At 59.5% G+C, this 21452-nt stretch carries 16 protein-coding genes and 1 pseudogene; 11 read left to right on the top strand and 6 right to left on the bottom strand.

Annotated elements, in window-relative coordinates; translation table 11 throughout:
- Positions 1–13 precede the first annotated feature (13 nt).
- The 5 genes and pseudogenes from RBB81_RS21525 (at position 14) to RBB81_RS21510 (ending at position 4136) form a co-directional block, all read left to right on the top strand.
- Entirely contained in the window at positions 14–853 is an 840-nt protein-coding gene (locus RBB81_RS21525; protein ID WP_353072082.1) for a VOC family protein, read from the top strand.
- Positions 854–867: 14 nt separating this feature from the next.
- Positions 868–1746 (top strand): fumarylacetoacetate hydrolase family protein, encoded by an 879-nt coding sequence (locus RBB81_RS21520; protein WP_353072081.1) that lies wholly within the window; start codon positions 868–870, stop codon positions 1744–1746.
- Positions 1733–2518, top strand: a complete 786-nt coding sequence (locus RBB81_RS21515) for an IclR family transcriptional regulator (RefSeq protein ID WP_353072080.1) — start codon at positions 1733–1735, stop codon at positions 2516–2518. The genes RBB81_RS21520 and RBB81_RS21515 overlap by 14 nt, the downstream gene beginning before the upstream one ends.
- Before the next feature lie 4 nt (positions 2519–2522).
- Positions 2523–2582: pseudogene (locus RBB81_RS23530) on the top strand (hypothetical protein); the annotation flags it as partial.
- On the top strand, positions 2556–4136 hold the full coding sequence (locus RBB81_RS21510) for a bifunctional 3-(3-hydroxy-phenyl)propionate/3-hydroxycinnamic acid hydroxylase (RefSeq protein WP_423248095.1): 1581 nt from the start codon (positions 2556–2558) through the stop codon (positions 4134–4136). The pseudogene RBB81_RS23530 and the gene RBB81_RS21510, both read left to right, overlap by 27 nt.
- A 78-nt stretch (positions 4137–4214) precedes the next feature.
- On the opposite strand, the gene RBB81_RS21505 is transcribed toward RBB81_RS21510, so the two are convergent.
- The 4 genes from RBB81_RS21505 to RBB81_RS21490 form a co-directional block, all read right to left on the bottom strand.
- A complete protein-coding gene (locus RBB81_RS21505; RefSeq protein ID WP_353072078.1) occupies positions 4215–5315 on the bottom strand; it encodes a YncE family protein in 1101 nt (366 codons plus the stop codon).
- 20 nt (positions 5316–5335) lie between these two features.
- The gene (locus tag RBB81_RS21500) at positions 5336–7618 is read right to left on the bottom strand and encodes a xanthine dehydrogenase family protein molybdopterin-binding subunit (protein ID WP_353072077.1); all 2283 of its coding nucleotides are present in this window, start codon (positions 7616–7618) and stop codon (positions 5336–5338) included.
- A 27-nt stretch (positions 7619–7645) separates the two neighbouring features.
- Positions 7646–8986, bottom strand: coding sequence for an MFS transporter (locus RBB81_RS21495; protein ID WP_353072076.1), 1341 nt, complete (start codon positions 8984–8986; stop codon positions 7646–7648).
- Positions 8987–9066: 80 nt separating this feature from the next.
- Positions 9067–9804 (bottom strand): FadR/GntR family transcriptional regulator, encoded by a 738-nt coding sequence (locus RBB81_RS21490; RefSeq protein WP_353072075.1) that lies wholly within the window; start codon positions 9802–9804, stop codon positions 9067–9069.
- Between the two features lie 386 nt (positions 9805–10190).
- On the opposite strand from RBB81_RS21490, the gene RBB81_RS21485 reads away from it, so the two are divergent.
- Together RBB81_RS21485 and RBB81_RS21480 are read left to right on the top strand one after the other, a co-directional pair.
- Positions 10191–13412 carry a TonB-dependent receptor gene (locus RBB81_RS21485; RefSeq protein ID WP_353072074.1) on the top strand — a complete coding sequence of 1074 codons (3222 nt, stop codon included), beginning with the start codon at positions 10191–10193 and terminating at the stop codon, positions 13410–13412.
- Between the two features lie 187 nt (positions 13413–13599).
- Positions 13600–14931, top strand: a complete 1332-nt coding sequence (locus RBB81_RS21480; protein ID WP_353072073.1) for a cupin domain-containing protein — start codon at positions 13600–13602, stop codon at positions 14929–14931.
- Positions 14932–15067: 136 nt separating this feature from the next.
- Here RBB81_RS21480 and RBB81_RS21475 read toward each other — a convergent pair whose 3' ends face one another.
- Entirely contained in the window at positions 15068–15658 is a 591-nt protein-coding gene (locus tag RBB81_RS21475; RefSeq protein ID WP_353072072.1) for a UbiX family flavin prenyltransferase, read from the bottom strand.
- Positions 15659–15805: 147 nt separating this feature from the next.
- Positions 15806–17170, bottom strand: coding sequence for an NAD-dependent succinate-semialdehyde dehydrogenase (locus tag RBB81_RS21470; protein WP_353072071.1), 1365 nt, complete (start codon positions 17168–17170; stop codon positions 15806–15808).
- Between the two features lie 550 nt (positions 17171–17720).
- On the opposite strand from RBB81_RS21470, the gene RBB81_RS21465 reads away from it, so the two are divergent.
- The 4 genes from RBB81_RS21465 to dapA all read left to right on the top strand — a co-directional run bounded on the left by RBB81_RS21465 (position 17721) and on the right by dapA (position 21400).
- Positions 17721–18275, top strand: a complete 555-nt coding sequence (locus tag RBB81_RS21465; RefSeq protein ID WP_353072070.1) for a hypothetical protein — start codon at positions 17721–17723, stop codon at positions 18273–18275.
- A complete protein-coding gene (locus RBB81_RS21460; RefSeq protein ID WP_353072069.1) occupies positions 18272–19294 on the top strand; it encodes an ornithine cyclodeaminase family protein in 1023 nt (340 codons plus the stop codon). Before RBB81_RS21465 ends, RBB81_RS21460 begins: the two co-directional genes overlap by 4 nt.
- 19 nt (positions 19295–19313) lie before the next feature.
- Complete coding sequence (locus RBB81_RS21455) at positions 19314–20411, top strand: cupin domain-containing protein (RefSeq protein WP_353072068.1); 1098 nt, start codon at positions 19314–19316, stop codon at positions 20409–20411.
- A 65-nt stretch (positions 20412–20476) separates the two neighbouring features.
- A complete protein-coding gene (dapA, locus tag RBB81_RS21450) occupies positions 20477–21400 on the top strand; it encodes a 4-hydroxy-tetrahydrodipicolinate synthase (RefSeq protein WP_353072067.1) in 924 nt (307 codons plus the stop codon).
- Positions 21401–21452: the final 52 nt, after the last annotated feature.

Genomic DNA, 21452 nt, shown 5'->3' with positions numbered 1-21452 from the left:
CTGGAAACCCATCATGTCCCTTACGGCGCTTCAAGCCTCCGCGTACCTGCACCACCTGCACTTCACAACACCGCAGCCGGAGCGCCTTGCAGCGTTTTATGCAGACGTGATGGATATGAACGTCGAGCTTCTCGCTGAGGATCTCCGGTTGGCGGCAGGGCCCGGGCGGCGAGTTCTCCTCTCTACCGGCGAGGCGAAGAGGCTTGCCTGTGCAGGCTTCGCCGTCCGCGATGCGGAAGCGCTCACCGGCCTCCGCGAACTCGCCGAGCGGATGGAGTTGCAACCGCGTACGGTGGGCAGCCGGTTGTTCGAGACGGATGCTTTCGCGGTAATCGATCCGGATGGGAACATTCTCCACTTTGGACTTGCACGTACTTCTGCAGCGATACCGAAGGGAATTCGCGGACCGTTGCAACATCTCACGCTGGCTTCGCGAAACATCGAGGCGATCGAGGAGTTTTACTCGGGCAAGTTGGGCTTTGGGGTTTCGGACCGGGTTATCCGCGACGATGGGAAGCTGATGACATCCTTCATGCGAGGCAATCATGAACATCACAACCTGGCCTGCTTCTTTCAGGATCGCCAGGGGGTCGACCACCACTCGTATGAGGCTGGCGAGTGGGATACGATCCGCGACTGGGCGGATCATCTGGCCAGCAAGGGCATCTCGCTGATGTGGGGTCCTGGCAGACATGGGCCGGGCAATAATCTGTTTATTTTTATCGTCGATCCGGACGGCAACTGGATCGAAATCTCGGCGGAATTGGAGGTCGTGCACGATCGTCCGGTCAAGACATGGCCTCATGCGGAGCGCACAGTCAATCTTTGGGGACGCGGCATTCTGAGAGCGTAGAAAAGGGGATCAACGTGGCATTTATTACATTTGAAGCATCGAGTCGGGCCAGCTACGGGATTCTGCGACAGGACGGCGTATTCGATCTCGGAGTTCGCATCGGCGCTGTTCTGCCGGACTTGAAGTCGTTGGTGGCGGCCGAAGGGCTTGGTCTTCTTCCATCGATTCCAAAGGCAAACACAACCGATTACGCCTTCGGCCAGTTCACCTATCTGCCGGTGATTCCGAACCCCGGCAAGATACTGTGTGTGGGGCTGAACTACGAAGAGCATCGGGTGGAGACCGGAAGAGCCGCCACTGAGAATCCGGCGATCTTCACACGCTTCGCCGACACACTGACCGGACACGATACGCCGATCGTCTTGCCGCCGAACTCGGCCGCATTGGACTATGAAGGGGAGCTGGCGGTGGTAATCGGCAGGTCCGGCTTTCGGGTGAAAGAGGGAGACGCGATGGAGTTGGTGGGTGGATTTGCGATCTTCAACGATGCGACGCTTCGGGACTGGCAGCGGCATACAACGCAGTTCACGCCGGGGAAGAACTTTCCTCGCACCGGCGCCTTCGGTCCTTCGCTTCTGACGCTGGAAGAGGCCGGACCGCTCGAAAACAAGCGCATCGAGACGCTGCTGAACGAAACGGTCATGCAGGAGGCAGAGCTCGGAGACATGATCTTTTCGATTCCGCGCATCATTGCCTATCTGACTGCCTTCACGAGGCTTTCGCCGGGGGATGTCATCGCGACCGGCACTCCCGGCGGTGTGGGGTTCAAGCGAGAGCCGCAGATCTTCATGAAAGCTGGCGATCGAGTCGAAGTAACGATCGAAGGGCTTGGGACACTCCGTAACACGATTGAACGAGAGCCGGAAACAGGCTCCAGTCATGTCTGGAATTGATCGATACTTCAGCGTTCTCACGCTCTTTTCCGAAGAGAAGAGCGTCTGGACCGTGCAGGCGATAGCGCTCGCGGTCGGTGTGCCCGCGAGCACGGTGTACCGGACGGTGCGGGAACTGACGCGCGTGAATATGCTTGAGCTTGCCTACGAAGGGCACTACCGGCTGGGTGCCGCGTTTGTGGAGTTCGACCGCCGTGCGCGGTTGACGGACCCGATGGTGCAGCTGATCGGACCGATGCTCTCCGAGCTTGTGCAGCAGGTTGGCGTTCCGTGTGTCAGCGTGCTGGCGCGTCTCTACGGCGATACGGTAATGTGCGTCGCCGACGCGCGCAACTCCGGCAGCTCCGTGCACACAAGCTACGAGCGCGGACGCCCGCGGCCGTTGACCCGGGGCGCAACGTCGAAAGTTATCCTCGCGCAACTGACCGCACGGCGACTGACGAAGCTGCTGGCCGCCAAGCCTTCCGATCAGATCGCGGCGGCGAATGAAGCTAACTTCCGCAGCGAACTGGCGGCGATTCGGAGGAACGGCTACTGCGTCTCGCATGGAGAGGTCGACCGCGGGATTGTGGGCGTGGCCGTGCCGGTGTTTCTTGCGGAACAGGCGCTCGTCGCGAGTCTCAGCATCATGATTGAAGAAGTCTCGTTCGATGAGTCTCTCGAACGCCGCCTCGTTCTTCTGCTGGTCTCGTCGGTGGCGCTGGCGAAAGAACAATTGGGACGGCGTGTTCCTGCCGTTTCGCCGGGTGAGCCCGCAGACAATCTTGGATAAAGGGATGGATCGTGAACTTGAGTGCGATGTAGCGATCATCGGCGCGGGTCCCACCGGGCTCACGCTGGCGAATATCCTAGGTCGTGCCGGATTGCGCGTGGTTGTGCTGGAGCGCAACGAAAGCACCGTCCGCAGCCCCCGCGCGGTTTCGATCGACGACGAGTCGCTGCGCACCATGCAGGCGATTGGTTTGGTGGAAGAGGTAATGCGTGATGTGGCGGCCGACTATGGGTCGCACTATTTCACCGCTGGCGGCCGCTGCTTTCTCCGGGTTGAGCCGACCACGCGCGAATATGGATTTCCTCGGCGCAACGCGTTCACGCAGCCGCGGCTCGAAGCGACTCTCCTGATGGGTGCGAAACGATTCACGAACGTCACTCTGCTCTTCTCGCACACGGTGGAGGAGATCGACGAGAGCGCCGATGCGGTCGCGGTTCGGGCGCGCTCGGAAAACGGCGAAGATGTCTGGGTTCGGGCGGCTTACGTCGTCGGCTGCGACGGGGCAAAGAGCTTCTGTCGCAAACGCATCGGCGCGGAGCTGATCGGCTCCACCTATCGGCAACGTTGGCTGATCGTGGACCTGGAGAGCACCAAAGAGCGCCTGCGGCAGACGCGGGTCGTTTGCGATCCTGAGCGTCCGCTGATTACACTGCCCGGGCCTCGCGGCATTCGCCGATACGAGTTCATGCTGCGAGACGGCGAAGATGATGCAGAGGCGACCCAGCCTGAGTTCGTACACAGACTGCTGACCGCTCATGGCCCGGACAAGGATTCGCCCGTCGTGCGTGCGCAGGTGTACGTCTTCCATGCGCGGAGCGCCGATACGTGGAACACCGATCGCATCTTTCTAGCCGGCGATGCGGCACATCTCTCTCCGCCATTCGCGGGGCAGGGCCTGAACAGTGGGCTGCGAGACGCATACAACCTGGGCTGGAAGTTGGCAGCGGTCGTCCGGGGCGATCTTGGCCCAAGGCTATTGCTTACTTACTCTGAAGAGCGCAAGCCGCATGCGCTCGCGCTGATCCAGCTCGCCGTCAACATGGGCCGCATCTTCGCGCCCAGGTCGCGTTTGCAAGCCTTCCTCATTCAGAATGGGTTCCTTATGACGCGGTTTGCACCGCGGGTGCACGCCTACTTCGCACAGATGAAGTACAAGCCAAAGCCCTTTTACGAAAGCGGATTTTTCGACCTGTCCGGACAAGGGAGGCTCGTCGGCCGCATGCTGCCCCAGCCTCTGGTGGAGACTGGCGACGGACGGAAGATTCTCCTCGACGAACGATTGGGCGATAGCTGCCGTCTGATCGCGTATGGGCCGGATGCGCAGAAGCGATTGCAGGAGGCTTGCCAGCTCGACTTCGGCCTCGAAGATCCTCGGCCGCTCGCCATTTTGCCAAGCATCTACAATCCCGACCCCGGCGCTTCCCCTGAGATCGAAGTGGCGCGGGACGTGAACGGAACGATGTCATCTTTTGTAGAAGGCGAGGACACGGTCGTGATGATGCTTCGACCGGATCGATATGTTGCTGCTGCGACGTGCGGATCGCTGGTCGAGATGGCCGATCGAACGCGACGGATGTTCCGCTCTATGGTGCGGAATGCAGGATTGGATCCGCTTTAGATCAGACGGTTGCCAAGGCGGATCAGAGCGGATTCCTCGTGGGTGTAACGTTTGTGGGCTCGGACTAAAACCCATGTCTCAGAATCGAGAGATGGGACACCCGCATCTCTGCCATTGTTCCGGCCTCTGCACCATCAGGAGCTTTCTCTGGTCGCTCTCCTGTGCCTGATAAATCCAGAGTTCCGCGTCCCGGCCGGAGCGCGCGGGGACATCCAGGAAGAATCGGTGGGCCCCTTTCTTGCCGATCTTGGCCGCATAGCAGGCCGTGCGGGCGCCTAGGGAGGGTGGAACTTTCTCGAGCAGCTTGTATCGGTCGGGGCCTATCTGATCGAAGACACTGATGTAGCCCTGGCCTCCGGGCATATAGATACGGCGGTACTCTGCGTCGTACCACAGGTCGTCACTATCGGCGACACTGGGCAATGCGGCCACCACCTGGCCCGTATTTGTGTCCAACACGACAAGGCGCGCTGGCGTCTTGGCCCCGACAAACAAGCGGTGGTCTCGCTCGTCCAGCGCCATCGCGAAGTTGTCCTGGTATTTTGTCATCGGCCATTTCGAAATGGAGCCGGCCTTGCGATCGATGACATCGATTCGCTTGAGGTCCGGCAGGTTGACAAAGATGCGTTGGCCTGACGCCTCCAACTGAAAGGATTCTGGATGCGCGCCAAGCTTGTACTCTTCCTCCAACCGCTGGTTCGTGCGCGGGTCGACCGCTGCGATGCCGGCATCAGGACCATCGCCATGGCCGACATAAACTCGCTTTGCTGCCTGGTCGTAGCGAACGTTGTCCGTATCGCCAAAGAAGTTGATGGATCCAGTGAGTTTGTAGCTGGTTCCGTCGAAGATAAAGAGCTTGCCATCGCGGCTTCCCACGAACAGCTTGCCGAATTCGGGCACATACACCGCACCCTGCGGACGAGGCACAGAGATGGAGTAGATCTCCTTGCCGGAAAAGGTCTCAACGACTGCCACCTTGTCGTTTCCGACGATGCACACAAACACGCGGCCGGCAGGATCCAGTGCGAAGTGGTCGATGCGGCCCGGCTCGTTTGGAAGGGGAATCGCGTTGGTCAGGATCAGGGACGAACTCTCCGGGACCGGCGGCGACTGCTGGGCTAAGGCTTGCATCGCAAACGCGATGAGCAATGCCATAGGGATGGTCCGTTTTGCTTTCACAAGACTCCTCCGCCTTCTGCTCAAGCAGTCGTTCCCGCAGTGGCCATTATCTTGTCGGCCGTGATGGGAAAGTTTCGCACGCGTTTCCCGGTCGCGTTGTAGACTGCATTGGCAATGGCTGCGGCGACTCCCGTTGTTGCGACCTCGCCGATGCCGCGCGCGCCCAGGGGGCTGAACCGTGTGTCGGGAATGTTCAGCACCGTCAGGTCGATCTCGCCTATATCCGCGTTGACCGGGACGTGATACTCAGCGTAATTGGCGTTCACAGTGCGGCCCGAGAACGGGTCGATGTGCGCCTCCTCCTGCAAGGCGAACGAGATTCCCCAGACAACGCCTCCGATCAATTGGCTGAGCCCTGTCATCTGGTTCATCAGCGTGCCGATATCGTAGGTGCCCACGACGCGCCGGACCTTGACCATGCCGGTACTGCGATCCACGGCAACTTCGACGAAGACTGCGCCGAAGGAGTAGGCGCTGTACCTAGCCGCGCCTGCTTCCGGTTCGGCGCTCGAGATCGCCTCTACCGGGTCGCCTCCGTTGCGTCCGATCCTCTCTGCGAAGCTCTCGCCGATAGAAGGGTCGGACGTCACGAAGATACGTCCCTCGCCAACGTTGATCTCCTCGGCATTCCTGCCATGAAGCGGAGAGGCGGGATCGCCCAAAGCCATGCCAATCAATCGAGAACGAGCCTTGATCGCGGCCAGGCGTACAGCGGGGCAGACGCTCGCAGCAGTCTGCGATCCGACGGAACCTGGGGCGCCGGGAAGCGCCGAGTCGCCCAGCCTGACCTCCACTAGTGAAGGATCGAGGCCGAGTTCATTGCCGGCTGTATCCGCCATGATCGTATAGGTGCCGGTGCCAAGGTCTTGCGTGCCGGCACCCACGAAGACGCGTCCGTTCGGAAGGATCCGCACGACCGCCTCCGCTTCGGAACGTCCAGCGCGTCGCGTCGACGTAGCCATTCCATAGCCGATCAGTGCATTGCCTTCGAGCCTCTGACCCGGGGTTGAGTTCCTGCTCGACCAACCGAATCGGGTCCCCGCCTGCTCGTAGCACGCCCGCAGGTGCTTCGAGGTAAACGGCAGATTCCTGCCCTCGTCCGTCTCGGCATAGTTGATCAGACGCAGCTCGACCGGGTCCATCTTCAGCTTAATGGCGAGTTCGTCCAGTGCAGATTCAACGGCCGCGCTGCCCGAAGCCTCTCCCGGTGCACGCATATAAGTGCCCACCCCGAGGTTCATATCGACCAACCGGTGGGTCGTCGCATTGGACTCGCTGGAGTAGAGCATCCGGGTCTGCGCCGCGCATGGCTCGAGGAAGTCTTCCATCACCGAGGCAGTCAGAATGACGTTGTGCTCGACGCCCAGCAGCCTGCCGTCCGCCGACGCACCGAGCCTGATCTTCTGCACTGTCGCGGGACGCGAGCCGACAGGCCCGAACATCTGGTTGCGATCGAGCGCCAGCTTCACCGGCCTGCCCACCGTCTTCGCAGCCATCGCGGCTAGAAAGACGTGCGACCAGGGGGATCCCTTGCTCCCGAACCCGCCGCCGGTATAGGGACACTGCACGCGGACATTGCTAAGAGGTATGCCGAAGGTCGACGCCAGCGCCTGCTGGTCGACTTCGATCGACTGGGTGGAGTTGTAGACGTTCAGCTTCTCGCCTTCCCACCAGGCCAGCGTCGAGTGTGTCTCCATGCTGTTGTGGTTCTGGATGGGCGTGGTGTAGGTCTCCTCCAGCGTGACCGTCGCCCTGGCCATCGACGCTGCGAGATTGCCGCGCCTGGAGTCGGCGGGTTCGCGCGTAGGTTGCTTCAGCGGACGGCCCTGGTCAAGCCGGCCCATGAAATCGAGTTGCGGAGGCTCCGAAATGTACTCGATCTTGAGCAGCGTTGCGGCATGCCGCGCCTGGTCCAGACTCGCGGCGACGACAACAGCGATGGGCTGCCCGTTGTAGTGCACGGCTCGATCCTGTAGAAGGCTGACAGCACGGCGCGCATGCGACTGTGAAGGAGGCATAGGAAGCCGTGCAGCGTTGAAGGGAGTCAGCACGGCGAGAACGCCGTAAGCACGTTCGGCAGCGGCACGATCGATCGAGGCGATCGTACCCTTCGGGATCGTACTCTGGACCAGGAAGGCGTAGACCGCGCCGGGCATCTGGAACTCGGTCGCATATCTGGCGCTTCCGGTCACCTTCGCGTAACCGTCATAGCGCTGCTTCAACTCGCGTCGCGGTGTTGCGGCTTCCTGCTTCCCCGTCGTGGAACCGGTCTGCTTGTCTTGCGGCGTGTCGGTGGAGTTCATGCTTGTTCTCTCGGCGCGGATCGTCACTTACGAAGGAATCGGGGAGGCGGCGGGTTTTACTGCGGCGGAAATTTTCCAAAGCAGCGCGATGGAGGCCGCGCATACGACCGGTACCAACGCCGTATACAGAAACAGCGTCTGGGTGGGGACGCGCATCGAAAGGAACACGCCGCCCAGAACTGGCCCCACGATCGATCCGATACGTCCGATACCGAGAGCCCACCCGGCTCCGGTGGCGCGGATATCGGTTGGGTACATCGTTCCTGCGATCGAATTCAATCCAATCTGACCGCCGACCAGAAAGAAGCCTGTAAGAAAACAAAGGACCATGAGCGAAGAACCGCCCGCGTGCGGGATGAACAGAATGAAAGGCGAAGCGAGGCAGAAGGCGAGCGCGATAAACAGAACGCTTTTCGTGTCGCTCAGCCAGCATAGGAGCAGGCCGCCGATACCTCCTCCCCCTTGCAGCAGCGCGCCCGAGATGATGGCGTAGGACAGAGGCACCGCGGCTCCGGCCAGGATCGTCGGCAACCAGCTCGTCAGAAAGTAGTGGGCCAAAAGACTTGAGGCGAAGCCGGTCCACAGGAGCATGGTCATGACGGCGCGGCCGTTCGCGAAGAGTTGCTTGACCGGCAGGCCACGATGCTTCTGCTCCGCAACGAAAAATCTGGTGTCATCGCTGAAGCGCAAACCGCGTTGGAATCTGGTGAGAATCGCCTGAACACGCTGAGGGCGATCCTGCAGAAGAGCGAGAAACTGGACCGATTCCGGCAGGGTGAACAACCCTATGGCAGCAAGAACCAGGGGCGCGATGCCGCCCACGACGAACACGGCAGGCCATCCAAACGCAGGAATAAGCTTCACCGCAATAAAACCGCCGAGGGTCGCGCCCAGGGTGTAACCGAGAAACAAAAAGCTGATGATGCGCGCCTTCAAATGAGCGGGAGCGTATTCCACCGTCAGTGCAATGGCTGCTGGAATGGAAGCGCCTATGCCGATGCCTGCCAGGAACCTGAGGATCAAGAGTTGCGTCAGGGAGGTGGCAAAGGCTGCGCCGAATGTGAATGCGCCGAAGAACAGGGAGCCACCGAGGATGACCTTTTTGCGCCCGAAGCGATCCCCCAGGTGGCCAAGGATGGTGGCGCCTAGGAAATAGCCGAGCAAGCCGAATCCGAAGACGGGGCCGAAGTGCGCGCTCGTAAGATGCCAGGCTTTGATGATGGCAGGCGCCGCATACGAGGTCACCTGCATGTCGTAGCCTTCCAAGAACATGACCATGCACGTGTTCATCAGGACGATCGCATGAAACCAGTCCAACGGGGTGTTGTCGATCAGTCCTGCAACATCGACCGTCGCTCGTCTGTCCATCGGTCTCTTTCCTTTGGGAGCAGCGAGATCTTCACGCAGATAGAGATCACCGGCTGAGTCCGACTTCGCCACTGGCGAAGCTAGGCTCCGTCCGAGGCTTCCAGGTGGCACTGCACATCGACGACGTGCTCCGACATAATCTTTCTGGCGAGGTCGGAGTCTCCCGCCCGAATCGCCTCGAAGATGCTCCGGTGGTAGCTCACAACACGTCTTCGCATCTCTTCGCTTCGCTTGGATCGCAGGATGGAGTCCTTGATGGATTCGTTAACGGCGTTGACCACGATATTGAGCACGGGATTGTGAGCGGCTTCCGCCACGAAGCGGTGGAAGTCCATATCCAGCTTCCGGCTGAGCTCTCCCGCCTTGAGTTCCTGTTCCTGGGCATCGACTACGGCCTCAATGACGGCAACATCTTCCTTTGTGGCCCGGAGCGTAGCCAGCCTTGTGATCTCAGGCTCGAGGATGGAGCGCATCTCGGTGAGGTGGGCGCTTTTGGCGGACCCGAGCTTTACGACAGTGTTCAAGGACTCGGTGAGGGCCCGGAGCGCCTGGTCGAAATCGGCAACGAAAGCTCCGCCGCCGGCGCCGCGCTTGACGGTGATCAGACCTTCTTTCTCGAGGGCGCGAAGGGCCTCGCGCAGCGTAACGCGGCTGGTCTGAAAGTGCTCCGCCATCTCCCGTTCCGGCGGCAACTTGTGGCCGGTGGCGATTAAGCCATTGAAAATGGCCTGCCGAATCTGCTCCGCGACGGGTTCGTGAACGCGTCCCCGGTTGAGCCCTACAATTTTGAAAGGTTCCACTGGTCCGCGAACCGCCATGGATTCTCCGCTCGAGTTGCATAAAGGTCAGTGCAGCCACCTTACAAACATCAGTCTAGCACCGCTTAGTAATGGTACAACCAAATCTTTTCGTTCTGGACCAAAACACCGCAGCCGGGTGGGACTCGAAGCGGCGCGGCATTGTGCCCGGGCCTGCAGCTTGCGGTGGCTCCGTTGAATATAACAGCGGTTTGCGGGATTTATAACGTCCAAATTGCGTTACAGCCTCGAAACTCAAGAGTTCGCAGAGAAGCCGAAACGCGGCTGCACATTTCCTCCTTGACAGCGTTCCATTTCGAAAGGTATAAGCTCAGCCCATGATTGAAGGTGGACGACACGATGCTGAGAATCAATCGCGGCATCCAGTCACACTCTCCAGGGGCGCAATGAACTCTATAAAAATAACGTCAGTTCTACAGACAATCGCACTCTGCATTCTCCTGCTGGCCGGCAGTGTATCTGCACTTGGCCAGGGAGCAAACGGCTCGGTTCTCGGGGTAGTGACCGATTCCAGCGGTGCGACCATCGCGGGCGCTGCGGTTAAGATCACGAACAATGGAACCGGAGCGCAACAGAGTCTGACGACCGGCAGTGCGGGGCAATACCAGTTTCCCGGGCTGCCCTCGGGAAGCTACAAGATTGAAACCACCGCAAAGGGTTTCAAGGCGGAGGTTAGACCAAGCATCGATCTGACCGTCGGAGCTTCGCTCACGGTGAACTTGTCTCTCCAGCTTGGCAATGTTTCGGAGACCGTCGTGGTCACCGATCAGGCGCAGCAGGTGGAGACGACATCCCCGACGGTGAGCGGACTTGTTGGCGAGCACGCGATTCGCGAACTTCCTCTGAATGGGCGCGACTGGTTGCAGCTTGCGACCTTGCAGGCAGGAGTCACTGGCGGCCTCGGACAGCAGGCGACGCAGGGATCGCCGACCAACTCGCGCGCAGCCAGAGGCAACGGCGAGAACCTTTACATCAACGGAAACCGGCCAACGGAGAACCTGTATCTTGCCGATGGACTGATCGTCAACGACTATTCGAACGGTAGTCCGGGAAGCGCGCTGAACATCAACCTCGGCGTGGATGCCGTACGTGAGTTTGCGGTCCTCACCAGCGGCTTCTCCGCGCAGTATGGTCTGACCTCAGGCGGCGTCATCAACGCGGCGTTCAAATCGGGGACCAACGATTTCCACGGGACCGGCTTCGGATTCTTCCGGAACAGCGCTCTCGATGCGCGCAATTACTTCGACGGCCCGACGATCCCCGATTTTCACCGTTATCAGTATGGGGTTGCGGTTGGCGGACCCATCAAGAAGGATAAGATCTTCTTCTTCGGTAACTTCGAAGGCCTGAACCAGCTCCTCGGCTTGTCTGAGAGGTCGCTCACGATATCGAATTCGGCCAGGACTGGAGTGGTTCCGAATCCCAACGGGCCGGGAACGATTACAGTCGCGATCGCTCCTGCCATTCAGCCGTTCCTGCCGCTCTTCCCGGTCGCAAACGGAACCGACAATGGTGACGGCACGGCGTTTTACAACTTCTCCGGCGCCCAGACAGGCAAGGAGTACTACGCGGTCGGAAAAGTCGACTTCCACCTCTCTCCCAAGACCATCCTTTCGACCAGCTATCAGTGGGATACCTCATCGCTTGTGGCTCCGGACGTCTTCAACATCAAGCTGGTCGGATCGCGGGCCAGTCATGACAACGCCATCGTCACGCTGCAGAACTTCCTCACCCCTAACCTTTTGAACACGGCGCACCTAGGAGTCAGTTACACATTCGCGTCCGATTCCGAGGATATATCCGCGGTTTCGCCGCTGGCGACTGATACCACGCTTGGGTTTGTGCCGGGCAAGCCGGTGGGCGTGATCACGGCAGGCAACGTCGCTACCGCCGGGGGGCTCGGGGCCTCGGGCGCGGACCTGTTTCATTACATCGCGTATCAGGGTTCCGACGATCTAAACTGGATCAAGGGCAAAAATTCGCTGCAGTTCGGGTTTCTCTTCAATCGGATCGCGGACGACTTTACCTCGGTCCAAAACCCGTTGGGAGAGTGGGACTACGGCTCGGTGCAGGACCTACTGCAGAATGTACCGCTGCAATTCTCCTCCGACCTTCCGACGACCAACGGCGCCCGCAGCTTGAAGACCGACTACTACGGGGCCTATGGCCAGGATGTGCTGCGCTTGAGTGAGCGCCTCACGATCACCGCCGGGCTGCGGTACGAGTACAACACGCCGGTGGTCGAGGCCAACGGCAAGGTGGCGACGTTGGTAAACCTCACCGATGCGACGGAACGGCTTGGGGGCTCTTTTGTCGGCAACGCCAATAAGTTGAACTTCGCGCCGCGCGTGGGCCTGGCCTACGATGTCTTCGGAACCGGCAAGACTTCGCTCCGCGCCTCCTACGGCATTTATGACATCCTGTCGCTGCCTTATTTCTTCCTAAATCGGACCCACGCAATTCCTTTCTTCAACTCGGGTGTGGTGAACGCTCCTCCTGCGAGCGCTTTCCCATCGAACGGTCTTGACCTGCTGACTGCAAGTGCAAGTGAAGGCACCTACGTACAGCAGAATCCACCGCGGGCCTACAACCAGGCGTGGAACCTGACGGTCGAGCAGCAACTGCCATCGGACTTCGCTTTGATGATCGGCTATGTGGGATCCCATTCAGTTCATGTCCCGCAGAACATTGACGACATGGATCAGGTGCCGCTGTCTCTCGTCACCTTCGATGCGAATGGGCAACTCCACTTCCCCATCCCTGCCGGTAACAGCTCGAAGAATATTCAGCGGATCAACCCCAACTACTCGCGTATCGAAGGGTTGGTCTATACCGACTTTTCGATTTACCACGGCCTGCTGGTGAACCTGAGCCGGCGCCTGTCGCACGGGCTCGCACTTCAGGCCAGCTACACCTGGTCGAAGAGCATGGATGAGGGTTCCGATACCTTCAGCGACAATGAATACAACAACACCGTCGGACCGTCGTATGCCTTCGATCTGGCGCTCAACAAGGGTGTTTCCGACTTCAACATCACGAACAACTTCGTAGTCAACGGCCAGTGGAATATTCCTATCGGCGAACTGAGCGGCGTCTCCAAGGCAGTACTGGGAGGATGGCAGCTAGGCGGCATCTTCCAGATCCACTCCGGCGAGCCCTTCTCGGTGCGACTGAGTTCGGACCGGGCGTTTACGGGCAACAGCAGAGCCCACAGCAGCGCCGGCGGACAGAGACCGAATTACAATCCTGGACCGGGTTGTTCGATCAACCCCATCAATACCGGCCAGCCTCTGAACTACATCAACCTGAGCTGCTTCTCCTTCCCGGCACCGGGCGAGCTTGGAAATCTGGGACGCAATACACTGCGCGCACCCGAATATATCGATGTCGACAGCTCCTTGTTCAAGAACATCCCGCTGGTTCACGACAGATACGGCCTGCAACTCCGGGGCGAAGTATTCAACGTCTTTAATCACACCAACTTCCAAAGTGACTCGCCGCAAATCTTTAGCAGTTCGGGAGGTGTTCTGGGTTCCGCAGGACAATTGCCCGCGCCAACCCTGACGACCTCGCGGCAGATTCAGTTTGGAGCGAAGTTCGTCTTTTAGGAGATTTACAGAGACAAATGTTTTCCGGCACCTTGGGATCGAACGCTTACGTTTCCATTTACGTAGTAATCGTGCCAAGGGGCTCGTATCAACCGAAGAGCCGGCAGTGTCCTGGATCAAGCTGCCATGCGTCTAGCGAGAAACAGCGGCAGGCCAGCGGGACTGTTTTAGCCGCCATGGAGGATGAGTGAAGAGTCCAAAAGACATAGCAATCGATTTCAAGGCCGGGCGAATCTCCCGGCGAGACTTTGTCAAACGTGCGGCGGACGGCGCCTTCACTCTTGCCGCCACCTGCTCGATTCTGAAAGGTGTTGCGGACGGGCAATCCCCATCCCCCGCAGACGCCTATCCCACGCAGAAACATGCCGACGCGCACGACTCGGGCTATAACGTGAACCAGACGAACTTTGACCCGTTCGCCGCGTGGCTCGATCAGGAAGGCATCCCGGTCTACAGGGACTTCGCCATCAAAGATCTCAGAGCTCTCGAACTGCAGCCGTGGAAGAGAGTGGGGGGACTCGGGGCTCACATCAATCTGGTTGGGGGAGAGGGAGTCAACTGCGCCTACGTCTGCGAGCTTCCTGCGGGCGCTTCTACCAACCCTCAGCGTTACCTCTTCGAGGAGACCATCTACTTTCTCGAGGGCGAGGGCGAGACTCAGCTATGGGCGCCTACCGGCGAAAAGTTCAGCGTCAAGTGGAAGGCGGGCAGTGTGCTCGGGCCGCCGCTCAATCTGTGGCGTAAGCACACCAATCTCGGAAGCAAACCGGCTCGCTTCTTGTCCGTGAACAATGCTCCGGTGGCGATCGATCTGTTCCATAACACCGATTTCGTCTTCAATAACGACTTCGTCTTCCGCGATCGCTTCGACACGGAAGGAAACTTTTTGAAGAGCGGCGATGACAAAATGCTGACGAAGATTGTGAAGGGTCACAAGCATGAAAGGAGCATTCACACCTGGCACGGCAGCTTTGTTCCAGATGCTCGTACCATCGGCCTGGAGCGGGCAGCGGATCGCGGTAAGGGAAACTCGAGAATCGAGCTGGAGCTTGCGAACAACACCATGCAGACGCACATCTCGGAGTTTTCCACGGGAACCTACAAGATGGCGCACCGGCACGGGCCAGGGTCGCACGTTGTCACTCTGAACGGAACGGGCTACACCCTCTTCTGGAAGGGGTCGACGCGCTACTCGGAGGCGAAGGAGAAGACACGCGTGGACTGGACCGATGGAAGTCTGTTTGTTCCGCCGGACGGCTGGTTCCACCAGCACTTCAATACCGGCCGCGACGCTGCCCGGTATATCGCTCCCAACTGGGGAGGCCAGGGCAGATGGTTCATGGAGGGGCTAGGTGGCGGCGGCTACACGCATCTGCTGGATTCTGTGGACGTCAAGACGGGCGGCAACATGATCGAGTATGAAGACGAAGATCCTCAGGTTCGCGAGATGTATGTCGCTGAACTCGCCAAGTCCGGGATCAAATTCAACATGGACACGAACGATAGGGTTTCGGAGTAGAACCTCGGTTAGTCTGATGAAAGCCGCTCGGCTAAGGGCACGGCTTCGACCGTGCCCTTAGCCTTTGCAATGAGTGCAGCTTAGAAACTGAGGGTCGCTTCTTCTTCCCGCTGGAAGCATGGACGCAACGGACGTACTACTCCGGGCCCAAAGCGGGTAGAGGCGCAGTCCCCGTCCACCGCGACACGATGTCGGCGGCGAGATCGAAGAGGTCCAGCATGCGTCCTACGCTCTGGTTGACCATATCGTCGATGCTATTCGGGCGATTATAGAACGATGGAATGGGCGGCATGATGATCGCGCCCATTCTGGTGGCCTGGTCCATCAGCGCGATGTGACCTGCATGGAACGGAGTCTCCCGCAGCATCAGTATCAAGCGGCGTCGTTCCTTGAGGCAGACGTCGGCCGCGCGCACGATGAGGTCTTCGTCGTAGCAGTTCGCGATCCCGCTCAGGCTCTTCACTGAGCAGGGAACTACCACCATGCCTTCGGTGCGAAAGGAGCCGCTTGCAATGGAAGCGCCGATATCTTTGTGGTTGTGCACCACGTCGCCGAGCTTTCGCAGGTCTTCGATGGTGTAGTCGGTTTCAGCCAGCAGCGTGCGAGCGGCAGAGGGAGAGATCACCAGGTGTACCTCGACGCCGCCGGCTGCCCGCAACAACTGGAGCGTTCGGACCCCATAGATGGCGCCGGATGCGCCTGTAATTGCAACAATAAGTCGCTTCAAGTGCACTTCTCCTTACATCCTGACAAACATGGCGCGACGAATCGGACTTGTTCGATCGGCTAGGAACACTCACCGGAGGGTATCAGTTCCGCGTGCGTTCGTGGCGAAAGGGCCCTGAGGCGTTTGAAATCGATGCGCAGTTTCCGGTCACTGGATAAAGACGGTCTTCGCGTTGACGAACTCACGGATGCCCAGGGCTGCAAGCTCGCGTCCATAGCCCGACATCTTGACGCCGCCGAACGGAAGCCGCGGATCGGAGGCGACCATGCTGTTGATGAAGACCATACCGGCATCAAGCTCGTTGGTGAAGCGTTCGCGTTCGTCCGCGTCTTCGGTCCAGGCGCTTGCTCCGAGGCCAAAGCGGGTGTCGTTTGCGATATGGATTGCTTCGTCGATATCCGCCACGCGGAACAACGAAGCGACGGGGCCGAAGAACTCTTCGCGATACCCGGGAGAATCGAGTGGGATGTCGGTCAGGACGGTGGGCGCATAGAAGAATCCAGGTCGATTGAGAACGTTTCCGCCGGTGAGCAGACGGCCCCCTGCATCGACGGTCTTACGGACATCGTCATGCAAAGATTTGACACTGCTCGCCGTAGCTAGCGGGCCGACGTCGGTGGCGGCATCGAAAGGATCGCCGATGGTGAGGGCCTCCATGGCTGCTACGAACTTGCGCTCGAACTCGTCGGCGATCTCCGCCGCGACGATAAAGCGCTTGGCGGCGATGCAGGACTGGCCGTTGTTGAGCACGCGAGCGCGTACACCGGTGGTCACCGCCTTGTCGATATCCGCACTGGGCATCACGATGAATGGGTCGCTGCCTCCCAGTTCCAGTACGACCTTCTTGACCCGCTTGGCCGCGCCGATTGCCACCTTGATCCCCGCGTCTTCACTGCCGGTGATGGTCGCGGCGACGATGCGCGGATCACCAAGTATCGCATCGACCTCTCCCGTGCCGATCAGCAGAGTCTGGAAGACGCCTTCGGCGAAGCCGGCTTCAAGAAAGATTCTCTCGATGGCCAAAGCGCACTGGGGGACGTTCGACGCATGCTTCAGAAGACCGACGTTGCCGGCCATCAGAGCCGGCGCGAGAAAGCGGATCACCTGCCAGAATGGATAGTTCCAGGGCATGATGGCGAGCACCGGGCCTAGGGGAAGATACCGGACGAAGCTCTTCATGGCACCGGTGGGAATAACTTCATCGGCTAGATACTTCTGGGCGTGTTCGGCGTAATAGTGGCAGACGAGGGCGCACTTCTCAATCTCGTGGACGGCGGAGGTCAGCGGCTTTCCCATCTCGACGGTGATCAGCCTGGAGACCTGCTCCTTATCGCGTTCGAGAATCTCGGCAGCGCGAATCATGTAGGCCGCACGCTCCGGGAAGGAGGTGCTACGGTAGCGGGAGAACGCCGCCGCGGCGGTGGACAGCTTTCCGTCAAGTTGCTCCGCTGAGAGCGGCTGAAAGACCTGGACGGTCTCTCCGTTGAAGGGGTTGATGGTGGCAATCGGCATGGCAGCTCCTTGTTAAGGCACAAAAGGTTATCCGTGAGGGAACGGGGCGCGGTCTGAGATCTGCGAGCGCGAATGACAGCTCCGGCCTAATCTCGTCTGCCTCACGGTTTTCTTTATGGAATGAGTTTATACCTTTAAGGTCGCTAACCTGTCAAAAGAAGCGGGAGCCAAGCGGCAACCGGCTCCTTAGCATTTTGGGAGCGTCCTCGCCGCCGTCTGGAAGTCGGAGTCGTCGAACGACACGGAAGGACATTCCTTCGCTAATTCTTACTAGGGATGGCTTAGAATGCCATTCCTGGAAACAATTATTTCCCAGTTCGAAGCGACGACCTGCGCATCAGAGACGGGTTCTGAGCCTAGTGGAAAAATGACTAATATTTGATTGGTATAATGTACTACCTCATGCTACACTCAGCTCCGTAGTTGGTTCTGAGGCTTAAGGAGTTCACACTTCCGGATTGGCTGTGGAAGCTTTGAACGGAAATCCAGCGCGCCAGTTTAACCGGCTGCGTTATATGCATTGTTTCGAGATGTCGAAAGGTGTCCGGTCATGAGTAGCTCGATTCCCCGAATCTCACGCGAAGAGCTTCCGGATGAACTCGCATCTTTCCTGAAACCCAGGGTGGAGCGGCTGGGCTACCTGGGCGAGTTCTTTCAATGTACGGCACATCAGCCCGAGGCGCTGCTTTCGTTTCTGGAACTCACCGAGTATCTGAAGCATGCTTTGCCTGGAAATCTCACCGAGGTCATATCGCTCACAATTGCCAGGCTGATGGACAACGATTACGAACGCGTTCAGCACGAGCGGCTGTCGTTGAAACTGGGACTCTCGGCGGAGTGGATCCTTGGCATTCTCCGGGTTACGCCGGATGCTGCCCTGGAGCTGTCGCAGGAAGAGCGCGAGGTTCAGCGGCTTGCCATCGCCGTGGTCGAACGAAACGGCCACAACACGAACGCTGAGCTTGAGACGGTGATTCGCTTGATTGGAGTTCCACGGACGATCGCCGTGCTGATGCTGGTCGGCCGCTATATGTCGCACGCTCTGATTGTGAATGCCCTGAATCTGGCGCCGCCGGTCGCGTCGCCTTTCGCGGAGGCGCTATGACCTCCGAGACCCCCCAGATCGAGAAGCCCGTTTGGATCTCCGAAGCCGAAGTCGTCTCCATGATGGATATTGCCGGTGCGATCGACGCGCTCCAGCAAGGTCTACTAGCCGAGGCGCGGAACGAAGCGCAGAACATGATCAAGACGCACGTGGAGTGGGACGGCGGGTCGACACTGCACGCGATCGGGGCTGTTTTTCCGGTGGCCGGGTTCAGCGGCGCCAAGGTGTGGTCGCACACGAAGAATGGCGCTACGCCAATGCTCCTTCTCTTCGATAGCAACGATGGCAGCCTGAAGGCGATCATTGAGGCCTTCGCACTGGGCCAGATGCGCACTGCCGCGGCCTGCGGGGTTGCGACGCGGTGGCTGGCGGACCCAATCGCGGAAGAGTTTGCGATCATCGGCACAGGCAAGCAGGCGATCTCTCAGGTCGCGGCGGTCCTTGCCGTCCGGCCGATTCGGCGCATCCGTGTCTTCAGCCCAGACGAAGGCCGGCGCACTCGATTTGTGGAACGTCTCAGGAGCGAGTTCGAGATTGAGTCGGTCGCGGCCTCAAGCGTCCGCGAGGCTGTTGAGGGCGCCTCAATCATCACTCTCGCCACCCGAGCCAAAGACCCGATTCTGAGCGCGAACATGGTGCAGTATGGCGCGCACATCAACTCCGTCGGCGCCATCGTGCCAAGTCGCGCTGAGGTAGCCCGGGATATACTCGCGCGCACTACTACAGTCGTGACCGACAGTATTCCGCAGGCGCGAAAACTGTCGCGCGAGTTGATCGACTTCTTCGGCTCGGAAGCTGCGGGATGGGAGGCGGTTCAGCCTCTCGCCTCGATTGTGTCCAAGCGCTTCCATCGGGGCGAGGCGGAGGACCTTACGCTGTTCAAGTCTCTGGGGGTGGGGATCTCCGATCTCTCCCTCGGCATACAACTCTATCGCGACGCCGTAAGCAATCAACGGGGTTACAAGTTTTCACCTCCGCAACGAGTGCAGCCGCGCTTGCGGACAAGCCAGGCAATCTAATGTTCCATAGGAGATAACCATGCAGGACACGATGCAGGAAACAGCACAGGACACCAGCTACTACTTCGCGGATCACACCGGTGCGGCAGAGAAGAAAGTGGATCTCATTCCAGCGGTGACGATTCCCAAGGAGGCCATCGACGCCGAGATCGAGCGGCTCGCAAACCTTCCTGCACCGGCAAACGGAAGACGCGAATCGATGATCGCGAACCCGCTCACCGGTGTGGGGGAAGGCCTCGCGCCCGGTATTGGCGTTTCGATCTGCGTCCTCAAGCCAGGCGAGAGAACCAAGCCCATCCGGCACAACGCCGCACTCGTGAACTTCTGCATCCGCGGCGGAGGGCAGGCGAACATCGACGGCAAGGTCATCAAGTACGGTCAGTACGATGCATTCAACACGCCCTCATGGGTAATTTATGAGCACGTCAACGACACCGACGAGCTGCAGGTGCGGCTGACCTACAGCAACTCGCCGTTGCTGAAGAAGATGAATGTGTACATTGTCGAGGAAGACCCGCAGCCGGAGAAGTTCAAGAAGAAGTCCACCGATGAGCACGCGACGGCGCAGAGCCCGTATGGCACCTTCCAGATCTCCGATGATGGAGCACAGCTGATGCCGTACGAGAAGCTGATCAACCCCGATGTCATGAAGTCGGAGCCGCTCTACTTTCCGTGGAAAAGAGTGAAGGCCGAGCTGGCCAAGCTCGCGTCGCTCGGACAGTCCTATCGTGGGCGCCGTCTCTACCTGCTGTACAACGCGGCGACCGGGCGCACAAACGGCACCACAAGCAACTTCTTCGCGACGTTCACGATCAGGCCGAAGAACATCGTCGATCGCCCTCACCGCCACACGGGCGCGGCGGTCAACTACTACTTCGCCGGCTCCGGTTACAGCGTCGTCGAAGGGAAGAAGTATCCCTGGAAAGCTGGCGACCTGATGCTTTCCGCTCCGGGCTGGGCGGTTCACAACCATGCCTCGCTCGACGAAGATGTCTACGAACTCACCGTGCAGGACAGTCCGCTGAATGTGTGGATGGGTTCTCTGCTCTGGCAGGAGAGCTTGGACCAGCCGATCGAACTCCTGGGCGCGTCCACCGGCTTCTACACCAACCGCTAGTCCTGAGCTTCGCGAGCGATGAAGCATCATTCCCGTGCGATAAATGAAAGCGAGATGGTCTGTCTATGATGCAGCTTGATAAGACGTTTCTATGCGGCTCCTACCCTCCCCTGGTTACCCCCTTCCGGGGAGGGAAGGTAGACTTCGACCGCTTTGCCGACCTGGCGGAGCGCCAGGCGAAGGAGGGCTCCCACGGCCTGGTGGTGGCCGGAACGACGGGAGAGCCCAGCAGCCTGACCGTGGCTGAGCGGACTGAGCTTGTTAAAGTCGCCGTGGCTGCCGTGCGGGGCAGGATTCCCGTGGTCGCCGCAACCGGTTCGCAGTCGTTTGCCGAAACCGTCGAGCTTACCCAGCTGGGGGAGAAGGCCGGAGCCAGTGCTGTGCTCGTGGTCACCCCGTACTACATCAAGCCGTCGCAGCGAGGATTGATTGAGTACTTCGCCGCAGTGGGCAAGCGCACCGCACTTCCTCTGATGATCTACCACATTCCAGGCCGAGCCGCGGTCTCCATCCATGCGAAGACGGTCATGCGGATCGGAGAGCGGATCGACAATCTGGTCGGGCTGAAGCATGCCGATAAGGGACTGGAGTTGCTGACAGAGCTGCAGATCGGCATGGGTCCGGAATTCCGCATGTTCTGCGGGCTCGAGGCGCTCAGTCTTCCGATGCTTGTTCTCGGGGCGAGCGGATTGATGAACGCGGTAGGCAACGTCGCCCCCGCAAAGGTCGCATCGCTCTACACCGCCGTGAAGCAGGGAGACCTGCAGATGGCGCAACGACTGCACCTCGAACTGTTCGAGTTGAATCGGGCTATCTTCTTCGATACCAATCCCGTCCCGCTGAAGTACATGATGTCGCGACTGGGGATGCTGGATTCACCGGAGTTGCGGCTTCCGCTGATCGATCTGGATGCCGAGTTGCAGAAGGCGATCGATCCCGTGCTCCTGCGTGCGGGACTTCTTCAGCCATCAGAAATGGCGACGGAATAGCGAGCATCACAAACGTCTCTGGATTTCCGGTTCTGCGCCTGCGAAGCCGGTC

This window comes from Tunturibacter gelidoferens (assembly GCF_040358255.1).
Taxonomy (GTDB): domain Bacteria; phylum Acidobacteriota; class Terriglobia; order Terriglobales; family Acidobacteriaceae; genus Edaphobacter; species Edaphobacter gelidiferens.
The sequence above is the reverse complement of the archived record's forward strand: the minus strand, read 5'-3'. Positions and strand labels throughout refer to the sequence as shown.

Excerpts from the sequence above, each read along its gene's own strand:
- RBB81_RS21515 (WP_353072080.1), top strand. The coding sequence starts at position 1,733 with ATGTCTGGAATTGATCGATACTTCAGCGTTCTCACGCTCTTTTCCGAA.
- RBB81_RS21495 (WP_353072076.1), bottom strand. The coding sequence starts at position 8,986 with ATGGACAGACGAGCGACGGTCGATGTTGCAGGACTGATCGACAACACC.
- RBB81_RS21485 (WP_353072074.1), top strand. The coding sequence starts at position 10,191 with ATGAACTCTATAAAAATAACGTCAGTTCTACAGACAATCGCACTCTGC.
- RBB81_RS21470 (WP_353072071.1), bottom strand. The coding sequence starts at position 17,170 with ATGCCGATTGCCACCATCAACCCCTTCAACGGAGAGACCGTCCAGGTC.
- RBB81_RS21490 (WP_353072075.1), bottom strand. The coding sequence starts at position 9,804 with ATGGCGGTTCGCGGACCAGTGGAACCTTTCAAAATTGTAGGGCTCAAC.
- RBB81_RS21500 (WP_353072077.1), bottom strand. The coding sequence starts at position 7,618 with ATGAACTCCACCGACACGCCGCAAGACAAGCAGACCGGTTCCACGACG.
- RBB81_RS21525 (WP_353072082.1), top strand. The coding sequence starts at position 14 with ATGTCCCTTACGGCGCTTCAAGCCTCCGCGTACCTGCACCACCTGCAC.
- RBB81_RS21465 (WP_353072070.1), top strand. The coding sequence starts at position 17,721 with ATGAGTAGCTCGATTCCCCGAATCTCACGCGAAGAGCTTCCGGATGAA.
- RBB81_RS21460 (WP_353072069.1), top strand. The coding sequence starts at position 18,272 with ATGACCTCCGAGACCCCCCAGATCGAGAAGCCCGTTTGGATCTCCGAA.
- RBB81_RS21455 (WP_353072068.1), top strand. The coding sequence starts at position 19,314 with ATGCAGGACACGATGCAGGAAACAGCACAGGACACCAGCTACTACTTC.
- dapA (WP_353072067.1), top strand. The coding sequence starts at position 20,477 with ATGATGCAGCTTGATAAGACGTTTCTATGCGGCTCCTACCCTCCCCTG.